Origin of the sequence: Pseudomonas protegens CHA0, assembly GCF_000397205.1 — a bacterium.
GTDB classification, from domain to species: Bacteria; Pseudomonadota; Gammaproteobacteria; order Pseudomonadales; family Pseudomonadaceae; genus Aquipseudomonas; species Aquipseudomonas protegens.
Window position 1 is genome coordinate 3,211,346 of the sequence record NC_021237.1, and the last position, 13,142, is coordinate 3,224,487.

Below are 13,142 nucleotides of genomic sequence, written 5' to 3' on the forward strand. Positions count from 1 at the left end.
GCCTGGAGCGTGTCGGCATGAACCTCTCCGGCCCCTTCATCAAGCGCCCGGTGGCGACCATGCTGTTGTCGCTGGCGATCATGCTGCTGGGCGGCGTCAGCTTCGGCCTGCTGCCGGTGGCGCCGCTGCCGCAGATGGACTTCCCGGTGATCGTGGTCCAGGCCAGCCTGCCCGGGGCCAGCCCCGAGGTCATGGCCTCCACCGTGGCCACGCCCCTGGAGCGTTCCTTCGGCGCCATCGCCGGGGTCAACACCATGAGCAGCCGTTCCAGCCAGGGCTCGACCCGGGTGATCCTGCAGTTCGACCTGGACCGCGACATCAACGGCGCGGCACGGGAGGTGCAGGCAGCCATCAACGCCTCGCGCAACCTGCTGCCCAGCGGCATGCGCAGCATGCCTACCTACAAGAAGGTCAACCCGTCCCAGGCGCCGATCATGGTGCTGTCGCTGACTTCCGATGTGCTGGAGAAAGGCCAGCTCTACGACCTGGCCTCGACCATCCTGTCCCAGAGCCTGTCCCAGGTGCAGGGCGTGGGCGAAGTGCAGGTCGGTGGCAGCTCCTTGCCGGCGGTGCGCATCGAACTGGAGCCGCAACTGCTCAACCAGTACGGCGTAGCCCTGGACGACGTGCGCAATGCCATCGCCAATGCCAACCAGCGCCGGCCCAAGGGCTCGGTGGAGGATGACCAGCGGCTGTGGCAGATCCAGGCCAACGACCAGTTGGAAAAGGCCCGTGACTACGAGCCGCTGATCATCCACTACAACAATGGCGCGGCCCTGCGCCTGAAGGACGTGGCCAAGGTCAGCGACGGCGTCGAGGACCGCTACAACAGCGGCTTCTTCAACGACGACGCGGCGGTGCTGCTGGTGATCAACCGCCAGGCCGGGGCCAACATCATCGAGACGGTGAACGAGATCAAGGCTCAGTTGCCGGCGTTGCAGGCGGTGCTGCCGGCCAGCGTCAAGCTCAACCTGGCCATGGACCGCTCACCGGTGATCAAGGCCACCCTGCACGAGGCCGAGATGACCCTGCTGATCGCCGTGGCCCTGGTGATCCTGGTGGTGTACCTGTTCCTCGGCAACTTCCGCGCCTCGCTGATCCCGACCCTGGCGGTACCGGTATCCCTGGTGGGCACTTTTGCCATCATGTACCTCTACGGTTTTTCCCTGAACAACCTGTCGCTGATGGCGCTGATCCTTGCCACCGGGCTGGTGGTGGACGATGCCATCGTGGTGCTGGAGAACATCTCCCGGCACATCGACGAAGGCATCGCGCCGATGAAAGCGGCGTACCTGGGGGCCAAGGAGGTGGGCTTCACCTTGCTGTCGATGAACGTGTCGCTGGTGGCGGTGTTTCTCTCGATCCTGTTCATGGGCGGGATCATCGAGAGCCTGTTCCGCGAGTTCTCCATCACCCTGGCCGCGGCCATCGTGGTATCGCTGGTGGTGTCCCTGACCCTGACCCCGATGCTCTGCGCGCGCTGGCTCAAGCCCCACACCCCGGGCCAGGAGAACCGCCTGCAACGCTGGAGCCGGCGCAGCAACGACTGGATGATGGGCAAGTACGCCACCAGCCTGGACTGGGTGCTGCGGCACAGGCGCCTGACCCTGCTCAGCCTGCTGCTGACCATTGGCGTCAACGTGGCCCTGTACGTGGTGGTGCCCAAGACCTTCATGCCCCAGCAGGACACCGGCCAGTTGATCGGTTTTGTCCGCGGCGACGACGGCCTGTCCTTCAGCGTGATGCAGCCGAAGATGGAAATATTCCGCCGCGCCGTGCTCAAGGATGCGGCAGTGGAGAGCGTGGCCGGCTTTATCGGTGGCAACAACGGCACCAACAACGCCTTCATGCTGGTACGCCTGAAGCCGATCAAGGAACGCAATATCTCGGCGCAGAAGGTCATCGAGCGCCTGCGCAAGGAAATGCCCAAGGTGCCCGGCGCGCAACTGATGCTGATGGCCGACCAGGACCTGCAGTTCGGCGGCGGCCGCGAGCAGACCACCTCGCAGTATTCCTACATTCTGCAAAGCGGCGACCTGGGCGAGTTGCGCCAGTGGTACCCGAAAGTGGTGACGGCGCTGCGCGCCTTGCCTGAGCTCACCGCCATCGACGCCCGGGAAGGCCACGGTGCCCAGCAAGTGACCCTGATGGTGGACCGCGACCAGGCCAAGCGCCTGGGGGTGGACATGGACATGGTCACCGCGGTGCTCAACAACGCCTACAGCCAGCGGCAGATCTCCACCATCTACGACAGCCTCAACCAGTATCAGGTGGTGATGGAGGTCAACCCGAAATACGCCCAGGACCCGATTACCCTGAATCAAGTGCAGGTGATTACCGCCGACGGCGCGCGGATTCCGCTGTCGGCCATCGCCCACTATGAAAACAGCCTGGAAGACGACCGGGTCAGCCATGAAGGGCAGTTCGCCTCGGAAAGCATTTCCTTCGACATGGCCGAGGGCGTAACGGTGGAGCAGGGCACCGCCGCCATCGAACGGGCGATCGCCAAGCTGGGCATGCCCGAAGACGTGATCGTCAAGATGGCCGGCACCGCCGATGCCTTCGCCGCCACCCAGAAGAGCCAGCCGTTCATGATCCTCGGCGCGCTGCTGGCGGTGTACCTGGTGCTGGGGGTGCTCTATGAAAGCTACATCCACCCGCTGACCATCCTCTCCACCTTGCCCTCGGCCGGGGTTGGCGCCTTGCTCTCGATCTATGTGCTGGGTGGTGAGTTCAGCCTGATCTCGCTGCTGGGGCTGTTCCTGTTGATCGGGGTGGTGAAGAAGAACGCGATCCTGATGATCGACCTGGCGCTGCAACTGGAGCGGCACCAGGGCCTGGACCCGTTGCAGTCGATCCGCAGCGCCTGCCTGCAACGCCTGCGGCCGATCCTGATGACCACCCTGGCGGCGATCCTCGGCGCCTTGCCGTTGCTGCTGGGCGGGGCCGAAGGCTCGGAAATGCGCCAGCCCCTGGGCCTGACCATCATTGGCGGCCTGGTCTTCAGCCAGGTCCTGACCCTCTACACCACCCCGGTGGTCTACCTCTATCTCGATCGCCTGCGCCACAAGTTCAACCACTGGCGTGGGGTCCGTACCGATGCTGCTCTGGAAACGCCGCTATGACCGACCAATCGTCCCGTCCCGTTACTCTGCTGTCCGCCCAGCGCCTGGCCATGGCCCGGGGCTCGCGGGCCTTGAGCCTGGGCCTGTGCGTGCTGCTGCTCAGCGCCTGCGCCATCGGTCCCGACTACCAGCGCCCGCAGGTGGCCGAGCCGGTGCACTACAAGGAAGCCGAAGGCTGGCGCCAGGCCAACCCCAGCGACGCCCTGGCCCGTGGCGCCTGGTGGGAGCTGTACGGCGATGCCCAGCTCAATGGCCTGATCGACAAGCTCAACAGTTCCAACCAGAGCGTGGCCCAGGCCGAGGCGCAGTTCCGTCAGGCCCGGGCCCTGGTGCGCAGCTCCCGGGGTTCGTTCTTTCCCAGTGTCGACCTGAGCGCCGGCAAGACCCGCGCCAGCCAGGGCACCGGCAGCAGCAGTTCGGCCCTGAGCAGTTCCAGCAGCGGCATTCGCGACACCTACAACACCCAGTTGGGGGTGAGCTGGGAAGCGGACGTGTGGGGCAAGTTGCGCCGTGACCTGGAAGCCAACGAGGCCAGCGCCGAGGCCAGCTTCGCCGACCTGGCGGCCATGCGCCTGAGCCAGCAGTCCGAGCTGGCGCAGAACTACCTGCAACTGCGGGTGATCGATGAGCAGAAGCGCCTGCTGGAGGCCACGGTGGCGGCCTATCAGCGCTCCCTGACCATGACCCAGAACCAGTACCAGGCCGGGGTCTCCGGCAAGGACGCGGTGGCCCAGGCCCAGACCCAGCTCAAAAGCACCCAGGCCGACCTGATCGACCTGATCTGGCAGCGGGCGCAGTTCGAGAACGCCATCGCCGTGCTGATCGGCGTGCCGCCGGCAGAGTTCAACCTGGCCGAGAGCAAGACCATCCCCGTGCTGCCCCAGGTGCCGTTAGGCGTGCCGTCGCAACTGCTGGAGCGGCGCCCGGACATCGCCTCGGCGGAGCGTTCGGTGATTGCCGCCAACGCCAAGATCGGCGTGGCCAAGGCCGCCTATTACCCGGACCTGACCCTGAGCCTGGCCGGCGGCTACAGCAGCAGCACCTACGCCGACTGGATCAGCCTGCCCAACCGCTTCTGGTCGGTAGGGCCGAAACTGGCCATGACCCTGTTCGACGGCGGCCAGCGTTCGGCGGAAGTGGACCGCACCGAGGCGGTGTACGACCAGACCGTGGCCAAGTACCGGCAGACCGTGCTCGACGGTTTCCGCGAGGTGGAGAACTACATGGTCCAGCTCAAGGTTTTGGAGGACGAGGCGGGGGTGCGCCAGCAGGCCCTGGATTCGGCCCGCGAGGCCCTGCGCCTGACCGAGAACCAGTACAAGGCCGGGCTGATCGCCTACCTGGATGTGGTCACCAGCCAGACCACAGCCCTGAGCAACGAGCGTAGCGTGCTCAGCCTGTTGCAGAGCCGGCTGATCGCCAGCGTGCAGTTGATCGCCGCCATGGGCGGTGGCTGGGATGGCCAACTGCAGGCCAGCGAGCAGAAATAGGCCCTTGAAGGCCTTGCAGCAAGGTGGCTGCAAGGCCTGCTCGACAGCCTCAGGCAAAGTGCATCCGGAGCCGTTTGCAACTGCTCACGACTTCCCGCAAAGCCCATGCCCACAGGGCTTGTAGGGGTATGAGACAGCCGAAAACGGCGTTCTGTCCGACTAATGGCTTTTTGCTAACTTTGTAGATGCGTTCTTCCACGCAATCAGTACAATCTGCGGTTTTGCCCGCCGCGCAGGGATGTCGGCACAACGGCCAAGAGACGCCTCATGCTCATCGGTAGCTACTCCTCCGCACTGGTCCTGATCTCCATTTTCGTGGCGATCCTCGCTTCCTATACTGCCCTTGACCTGACCGGGCGCATTGCCACCACCACCGGCCGTGCCGCTTATCTATGGATGATGGGCGGAGCCCTGGCCATGGGCGTCGGTGTGTGGTCCATGCACTTTATCGGCATGCTGGCCTTCAGCCTGCCCATTGATCTGGGCTACGACATCCAGCTCACCGCCTTGTCGTTGCTGATCTCGATCCTGTCCTGCGGCTTTGCCCTGTGGCTGGTGAGCCAGCCGCGGCTGCCGCTGTGGCAGTTGCTGTTCGGCGCACTGGTCATGGGCTCGGGCATCAGTGGCATGCACTACACCGGCATGGCGGCCATGCGCATGCAGCCGGGCATCGACTACGACCCGAGCCTGTTCGGCGCCTCGCTGCTGATTGCCTTCGGCGCGTCGCTGGCGGCGCTGTGGATTGCCTTTCGCCTGCGCCAGAACACCCCTTACGTACGTCTGGCCCGGACCGGCGCGGCGATTGTCATGGGCTTTGCCATCGTCGGCATGCATTACACCGGCATGGCCGCGGCGCGTTTCGCCGATGGCAGTTTCTGCGGCGCCCTGGGCAACGGCCTGAGCGGCAAGGGCCTGGACAACCTGGTGCTGATCACCACCCTGGCGGTGCTGATCATTGCCTTGCTGACCTCGGTGCTGGATGCGCGGCTGGAAGCCCGCACCGCGGTGCTGGCGCAATCGTTGACCGAAGCCAACAAGGAACTGACCCAACTGGCGTTGCACGACACCCTGACCGGGCTGCCGAATCGCATTCTGCTGGCCGACCGCATTGACCAGGCGATGCACCGGGTCACTGCCCATGGTGGCTGTTTTGCGCTGATGTTCATCGATCTGGACGGTTTCAAGCCGGTCAACGACGCCTTTGGCCACCACATGGGCGACCAGTTGCTGCGCGAAGTGGCCCAGCGCCTGCGCGAGGATTTGCGCAGCGAAGACACCCTGGCGCGGATCGGCGGCGATGAGTTCGTGCTGCTGGTGCAACTGGCCGAGCCGGACGATGCCCTGCGCCTGGCGGCACGCCAGGTGGGGCTGGTATCGCGCTCGTTCCGGGTGGCCGAGCACGACCTGCAGATTTCCGCCAGCATCGGCATTGCGGTGTACCCGGGCAATGGCCTGAGTGCCCAGGAACTGCTGATGAACGCCGATGCGGCGATGTACCACGCCAAGGGCACCGGCAAGAATGGCTACAGCTTTTTCGATGCCTCGATGAACAGCAATGCCCGGCGCCAGCTGCAATTGCTGCAGGACCTGCGCAATGCCCTGGAGCATCATCAGTTCCGCCTGCACTACCAACCCAAGTTCGACGCTGCCAATGGCCTGCCGGTGGGGGCCGAGGCGCTGTTGCGCTGGGAGCATCCCCAGCATGGCCTGCTGCTGCCGGACAAGTTCATCGAACTGGCGGAGAAGACCGGGCTGATCATTGCCATCGGCGAGTGGGTGCTCAACGAGGCCTGCCGGCAGATGCGCGAGTGGTACGTCCAGGGCTACACCGACTGGCGCATCGCGGTGAATCTCTCGGCCTTGCAGTTCTGCCATGCCGGGCTGGTCAGGAGCGTGGCCAATGCCCTGGAACGCTACCACCTGCCGGCCAACAACCTGACCCTGGAAATCACCGAAACCACGGCAATGAACGACGCCGATGTCAGCATGCTTGTCCTGCAACAGCTGGCGGACATGGGGGTGGACCTGTCCATCGACGATTTCGGCACCGGCTATTCCAGCCTGATGTACCTCAAGCGCCTGCCGGCCAACGAGCTGAAGATCGACCGCGGCTTCGTCCGCGACCTGGAGCACGACAGCGACGATGCCGCCATCGTCTCGGCCATTGTCGCCCTGGGCCAGGCACTGGGCCTGCGGATCGTCGCCGAGGGCGTGGAAACCGGGGTGCAGCAGACCTTCCTCACCCAACTGGGCTGTGATTCCCTGCAAGGCTATTTCCTTGGCCATCCGCTGCCGCCCGAAGGTTTCATGCAGGGCATCCACCGGGGCGAAGAAAAAGCCTGAGCCTCTCGCCTTGCCGGCTGCGGTCGCGATCTGGCGGCAGTTCGCAGGGATATGGCCGCCGCCCAGGTCCCTGCCGGTTTGCGCCGTCGGTGCGCGGGGCTACCGTGCACTTCTACTGGCTTGATGTGGCACATTTGCGCAGTTTTCATCGCCGCCCGCGCGGTGTTTAATGGCTCGCGTTGATATGTTCAGTGAGGGAGTCGGCAGCATGGATAAAGTCATCGTCATCACCGGTGGCGGACGGGGTATAGGCGCCGCCACGGCAGTGTTGGCCGCGCAGCAGGGATTCAAGGTGTGCATCAACTACCAGGCCGACGAGCAGTCCGCCCTGCAGGTGCTCGAACAGGTTCGCGCCCTGGGCGTGCAGGCCATTGCGGTGCGCGCCGACGTCAGCATCGAGGATGAAGTGATCGGTCTGTTCCAGCGGGTCGACAGCGAGCTGGGGCGGGTCACGGCCCTGGTCAACAATGCCGGGACCGTGGGCCACAAGTCGCGGCTGGATGAAATGTCCGAATTTCGCATCCAGAAGATCATGAAGACCAATGTCATGGGGCCGATCCTCTGCGCCAAGCACGCGGTGCTGCGCATGTCGCCGCGCCATGGCGGGCAGGGCGGCAGCATCGTCAACGTCTCCTCTGTGGCGGCGCGCCTGGGTTCGCCGGGGGAATACGTCGACTACGCCGCCTCCAAGGGCGCCCTGGACACCTTCACCATCGGCCTGTCCAAGGAAGTGGCGGGCGAGGGCATCCGCGTCAACGCGGTGCGCCCGGGCTATATCTACACCGACTTTCATGCCCTGAGCGGCGATGCCGACCGGGTCAGCAAGCTGGAATCGGCAATCCCCATGGGGCGTGGCGGGCGTCCTGATGAAGTAGCCGAGGCGATTGTCTGGCTGCTGTCGGACAAGGCCTCCTACGCCACCGGCACCTTCGTCGACCTGGGCGGCGGCCGCTGAGCCCCCGCAAGTCCGCGGCCTATCCCGTAGGAGCCGGCTTGCCGGCGAAGGGGCCCTCAAGCCTTGCGCCGACCTTGCAGACGCCTTCGCTGGCAAGCCAGCTCCTACAGCCCCCTCCGAGCTTGTGGTCTGCCGTGTAGGAGCCGGCTTGCCGGCGAAGAGGCCCTTGAGTCTTGCGCCGCGCTTGCGGACGCCTTCGCTGGCAAGCCAGCTCCTGCGGTTTCCTCAGCGGGCGCGGCGGCGGCCGGGGCCGATCAGCAGGGCCAGCAATAGCCCCAGTACGCTGGTGCCAAAGCTCATCAACTGTGGCATCAGGAACCCCAGGGTTTCCCCCGGGCGGTTGCAGCTGTAGCCATATCCATCGCCTTGCTCATGGGCCCAGACGCCCGGTGTGGCGCTCACGTCCACAGGCGCCGAAGGTGCGGGTTCCTCATTGGAGATCCCCAGGTTCGAATGGCTCGCGCTGCGCCTTTCCAGCTGTTCGATGGCCTGCAACTGGGCGTCGTTGCAGCGGTTCTGCGCCCAATTGCCGACCACCACCAGGACGGACAGCAGAAGCAGCAGCGGCACCGGGTAATAACGCCGGGTCCGCAGCAGGGGCGCCACCATCAGCCCGGCCAGGAAACCCGCCAGCAGCAGATTGACCCAGAACCACGGGCCGCCTTCCCAGCTCGGCGGTATCAACTGCACCAGCAGCGGGGGCAGCACAACGCGGGCGAACAGCAGGCACAGGGCGGCTGCGAGCAGGGTGATCAGCAGGGTCTTGATCCAGGATTTCATGGGCAATGCATAACCTTTAAGAAGGAGCGGTAAACGGGGGCTATCAGTGCTGCGCCAGCTATTGGGGCATCGGCGGCGGGGTAAAGCGCCGGGCGTATTCGAGCATCTCCCGGGGGAAGACCATGTGCTTGACCGCGCTGTCGTCCAGGCCGTAGAGGTAGGCCACTGCCGCAGCTTCAAAGGCCCAGTAGCCGAAGTAGGATTCACCGTCCAGGTGGGAGTCGTGCCATGGGGCCTGCTCGAACGCTTCATACCACTGGTTGCAGTACTCCACCAGCAGCTCCCGGGCCTCGTCCGCTTGATCGGCGTAGATGGCCCTGATCAGCGGCGTGTAGACCGGGTGGTACCACTCATCAATGTCTGCGCGGCCCGGCAGGCAGGGCTTGAGCAAGTCCTCGATCAGGGTGTCCTCGGCGTGGTAGCCGGCGCGGTCCTGCAGCGCCGCCATGCGCGGCAGCAGGTCGCGGCGTTGCAGCAGGATGCACAGGCTGATGACCTGCACGTATTCCTCGTACTGGTCGAGGTAGTCCTCGATGTTCAGCGGCGCGATATCGGGCACCTCGTTGCACAGGGCCAGGGTGCGCTGATGCTCCTCGTAGCTGGCGATCAGTGCGTCCAGCTCCTGGGCCAGCTCCGGCATGGCCTTGCCGCCGGTGTAGCCCAGGATCAGATGGTCCAGGCGTGCTCGCTTGACCTCCCAGGCCTTGAGCGAGGCTTCCTGCCCGGGGTAGTCCTCTTCCATAGAGTGTGTCTGCCAATGGGCTTCGGTACCCGCCAGGAACTCCAGGAGGATGGGGTACTGCTTCGGGTCGAGAAACACCTGCCTGCGTTGCATGTCAGTACCCGGCCTCAGTGGAAGGGCCTCGGCGGCGGGGTAAAGCGCCGGGCGTATTCGAGCATCTCCCGGGGGAAGACCATGTGTTTCACCGCGCTGTCGTCCAGGCCGTAGAGGTAGGCCACCGCCGCCGCTTCAAAGGCCCAGTAGCCGAAGTAGGAACCCTCGTCGCCGTCCAGGTGGCTGTCGTGCCATGGGGCCTGTTCGAACGCCTCGTACCACTGGTTGCAGTACTCCACCAGCAGTTCCCGGGGTTCATCCGGATCTTCGGTGTAGATGGCCCGGATCAGGGGCGTGGAGACGTCGTGGAACCACTGATCAACGTCTTCACGATCCGGCAGGTAGGCCTTGAGCAGGTCCTCGATCAGGGTGTCCTGGCCGCCAAAGCCGGCACGGTCCTGCAGCAGCACCAGACGCGGCAGCAGGTCGCTGCGCTGCAGCAGGATGCACAGGCTGATGACCTGGACATATTCCTCGTACTCGTCGGGGTAGTCTTCGATGTTCAGCGGCGCGATATCCGGTCGTTCTTCATAAACCTCCATCTTGCGCTGGTAATCTTCGTAGCCTTCGATCACCCCATCCAGCTCCCGGGCCAGTTGCTCCATGGGCGCACCGCCGGTGTAGCCCAGGATCAGGTGGTGCAGGCGCGCGCTGCGCACACTGGAAGCCTTGAGGGAGGCTTCCTGCTCGGGGCTGTCGGCCATCATCGAGTGGGTCTGCCAGTGGGCCTCTTCGCCGGCCAGGCTTTCGAGGAAGTCGTGGTACTGCTTGTGGCTGAGAAACACTTGTCTGCGGTTCATGTCGGTGCCTTGTCTCAGTACACGGGAATCAGGGTGAAGGGCGCCTTGCGCTGCGAGGCTTCCAGCAGCAGGGTCGCCAGGTCGACTTCGGCGGGCTCCAGGTCAAGCTGCTCCAGCTCTTCTTCCAGTTGCTGCGCATCGGCGGGCAGGGCAACGATCGGCAGGCGCAGGTAGGGCCGCGGGTCTTCGCCGTAGTAGATCTTCACCGGGCCCTCGGGGATGCCTTCCAGGCGGGCAAAACCCTCTTCGTCGAGGTTGCCCTCGGCTTGCGAGCCATCACTGAACACTGCTCGGTAGGCGGCGCCGGACACTGGCTCCAGGTTGGGGTAGTGCAGGTTCAGCTCCAGCCAGTGGCCCTCACCGGTGAGGTGTTCCAGGCCCTGGTTGATGTCCTGGGCGATGCTCGCGGCGTCGTGGGCGCCGGGTTGTGGCGCGGCGGTGAGGGTCGTTGGGCGCGGTTCCAGGGAGGACTGCGGCTTGGGTGCCAGGGCCGGGCCGCGGCTGTGGGCGGCGGCCGAGTTGTTGCGTTGCTCGGCGATCCAGGGGGCTATGCGTTCTTGCACCGACACCATGAGGAACTCGGTGTGTTCGCAGGCTTCGTTGAGGTTGTGCAGCACCAGGCGCTGCTGCTGGGGCGTCAGGCCGTTGAAGGTGCTGGAGGCGCTCACGCCGCGGATGATCTCGGGCAGTTCTTCGGCCAGGCGCACGGGGTCCAGGCACTTTTCCAGCAGCTGTTCGGGGCTGGTTTTCAGGCGGCAGGCCAGCAGGGTGTAGCGGATCATGTCGAAGAGCTTTTCGGCGTGGCGCTGGGGGGCGCGGTTGATCAGGCGCAGAAGGGTCTTCAGGCCTTGTCCCGGGCCGGGGATCCAGCCGATCAGGGCCAGGGCCAGGTCGAAGAAGGCGTCTTCCTCGTCCTTGGGGTTGTTGATGGCGTCCAGCTCGAAGATCGCCTGGATGCAGTCGTAGGCGTTGAGTTCCTGGGTCAGCAGTGGCAGACGGCCGCGTTCGATCGCCTTGAGCAGTTCGGCCTTGGCCTCTGGGTAGTCGTCGTAATACAGGTCTTCGACCATGACGTGTTCCTTTCCCTGGAAAATTGGAGCGCGGATGCTGAATGAGTTGAGGGGAGGTGGCAAGGGGATTTGGTTCTTTCATGGGGCGCGTGGGATGGGGTACCTATCCATTCCGGCGGGTGCGGCTACTTGCGGTTCCGCTCTTGCATCGACTCACTCGGCCTGGAGATTGGGTGGTGTGCAGCGCTCCGTAGGAGCTGGCTTGCCCGCGAAGGCGTCCGCTCAGGCGCTGCATGGCTCACGGGCCTCTTCGCCGGCAAGCCGGCTCCTACAGGTGTGGATGGGGCGGTTGTGCTTAAAAGGACCGAATGATCCGTCCCAGGGTTTCCATGGCCTTTTCCGCGGCTTCGTTCCACGGGCTGCCGTAGTTCAGGCGGATGCAGTTGCGAAAGCGCTGGGTCGGGGAAAAGATCGGCCCTGGGGCAATGCTGATGCCTTGGGCCAGGGCCATCTGGAACAGTTTCAGCGAGTCCATCTGCGGCGGCAGCTCCAGCCACAGGAAGTAGCCGCCTGCCGGCTGGCTGACCCGGGTCTGGGCCGGGAAGTAGCGGGCGATCGCCGCCAGCATGGCGCTCTGCTGTTCTTCCAGGGCATAGCGCAGCTTGCGCAGGTGGCGGTCGTAGCCACCGTGTTGCAGGTAGTCGGCAATCGCCGCCTGGGCCGGCATCGAGGCACACAACGAGGTCATCAGTTTCAGCCGTTCGATCTTCTGCGCATAGCGCCCGGCCGCGACCCAGCCGATGCGGTAGCCCGGGGCCAGGCTCTTGGCGAAGGAGCCGCAGTGCATCACCAGGCCCTCGGTGTCGAAGGCCTTGGCCGGTTTCGGCGCCTGCTGGCCGTAGTACAGCTCGGCGTAGACGTCGTCTTCGATCAGCGGCACCTGGTGCTGGCGCAGCAGCTCCACCAGCTCCTGTTTCTTCGCCTCGGGCATGCTCGCGCCCATGGGGTTCTGGAAATTGGTCATGCACCAGCAGGCCTTGATCGGGTGCCGCTCCAGGGTCTGGGCCAGAACCCCGAGGTCGATGCCATCGCGCGGGTGCACGGGGATTTCCACCGCCTTGAGCTTGAGCCGCTCCAGCACTTGCAGGCTGGCGTAGAAGGCCGGAGCCTCGATGGCCACCAGGTCGCCGGGCTCGGTCACCGCTTGCAGGCACAGGTTCAGCGCCTCCAGGGCGCCGTTGGTGATCAGCAACTCCTCCATGGGCAGCATCAGCCCGGCCACCATGTAGCGCAGGGCGATCTGCCGGCGCAGCTGCGGATTGCCCGGCGACATGTCGGTGACCACCACCCGCGGGTCCATCTCGCGGCTGGCGCTGGCCAGGGAGCGCGACAGGCGCTGCAGGGGGAACAGGGTCGGGCTGGGGAACGCCGAGCCGAAAGGCACGGTGCTCGGGTCCTTGATCGAATCGAGCACCGAGAACACCAGTTCGCTGACATCGACTTCGGTGGATTCATTGACTTCGCTGCTGATCACCGGCTCCGAGAACGGGCTCGGCGCGTGGGCATTGACGAAGTAGCCGGAGCGCGGGCGGGCGCGGATCAGGCCGCGACGCTCCAGCAGGTAATAGGCCTGGAACACTGTCGACGGGCTGACCCCGTAGGTCTGGCTGGCGTAGCGCACCGAAGGCACACGCTGGCCCGGCCCCAGGACCCCGGAGCGGATCAGTTCGGCGATGTCATCGGCGAATTTTTCGTAGCGTTTCATCTGCGGTTGAGGATCCAGTCTGGTCATCGGGTCGACATA

General features: G+C 64.9%; 9 protein-coding genes. 4 read left to right on the top strand and 5 right to left on the bottom strand.

All coding sequences use genetic code 11. The features are described 5' to 3' along the window. Window positions 1-17 precede the first annotated feature (17 nt). The 4 genes from PFLCHA0_RS14535 to PFLCHA0_RS14550 all read left to right on the top strand — a co-directional run bounded on the left by PFLCHA0_RS14535 (window position 18) and on the right by PFLCHA0_RS14550 (window position 7,913). Window positions 18-3,125, top strand: a complete 3,108-nt coding sequence (locus PFLCHA0_RS14535; RefSeq protein WP_015635503.1) for an efflux RND transporter permease subunit — start codon at window positions 18-20, stop codon at window positions 3,123-3,125. Continuing rightward, window positions 3,122-4,615 carry an efflux transporter outer membrane subunit gene (locus PFLCHA0_RS14540; protein WP_015635504.1) on the top strand — a complete coding sequence of 498 codons (1,494 nt, stop codon included), beginning with the start codon at window positions 3,122-3,124 and terminating at the stop codon, window positions 4,613-4,615. Before PFLCHA0_RS14535 ends, PFLCHA0_RS14540 begins: the two co-directional genes overlap by 4 nt. Before the next feature lie 267 nt (window positions 4,616-4,882). After that, the gene (locus PFLCHA0_RS14545) at window positions 4,883-6,958 is read left to right on the top strand and encodes a putative bifunctional diguanylate cyclase/phosphodiesterase (protein ID WP_015635505.1); all 2,076 of its coding nucleotides are present in this window, start codon (window positions 4,883-4,885) and stop codon (window positions 6,956-6,958) included. A 208-nt stretch (window positions 6,959-7,166) separates the two neighbouring features. Next, window positions 7,167-7,913 (top strand): SDR family oxidoreductase, encoded by a 747-nt coding sequence (locus PFLCHA0_RS14550; RefSeq protein WP_015635506.1) that lies wholly within the window; start codon window positions 7,167-7,169, stop codon window positions 7,911-7,913. Between the two features lie 225 nt (window positions 7,914-8,138). Here PFLCHA0_RS14550 and PFLCHA0_RS14555 read toward each other — a convergent pair whose 3' ends face one another. From PFLCHA0_RS14555 to mapR, 5 genes are all read right to left on the bottom strand, one after another. Then, window positions 8,139-8,693, bottom strand: coding sequence for a hypothetical protein (locus PFLCHA0_RS14555; RefSeq protein ID WP_015635507.1), 555 nt, complete (start codon window positions 8,691-8,693; stop codon window positions 8,139-8,141). 58 nt (window positions 8,694-8,751) lie between these two features. After that, complete coding sequence (locus PFLCHA0_RS14560; protein WP_015635508.1) at window positions 8,752-9,528, bottom strand: PoNe immunity protein domain-containing protein; 777 nt, start codon at window positions 9,526-9,528, stop codon at window positions 8,752-8,754. 14 nt (window positions 9,529-9,542) lie between these two features. After that, window positions 9,543-10,328: a PoNe immunity protein domain-containing protein gene (locus PFLCHA0_RS14565; protein ID WP_015635509.1), complete on the bottom strand. Its 786-nt coding sequence runs from the start codon at window positions 10,326-10,328 to the stop codon at window positions 9,543-9,545. 14 nt (window positions 10,329-10,342) lie between these two features. Continuing rightward, entirely contained in the window at window positions 10,343-11,398 is a 1,056-nt protein-coding gene (locus PFLCHA0_RS14570; RefSeq protein WP_015635510.1) for a hypothetical protein, read from the bottom strand. Between the two features lie 295 nt (window positions 11,399-11,693). Next, the gene (gene mapR, locus PFLCHA0_RS14575; RefSeq protein WP_011061157.1) at window positions 11,694-13,103 is read right to left on the bottom strand and encodes a GntR family transcriptional regulator MpaR; all 1,410 of its coding nucleotides are present in this window, start codon (window positions 13,101-13,103) and stop codon (window positions 11,694-11,696) included. Window positions 13,104-13,142: the final 39 nt, after the last annotated feature.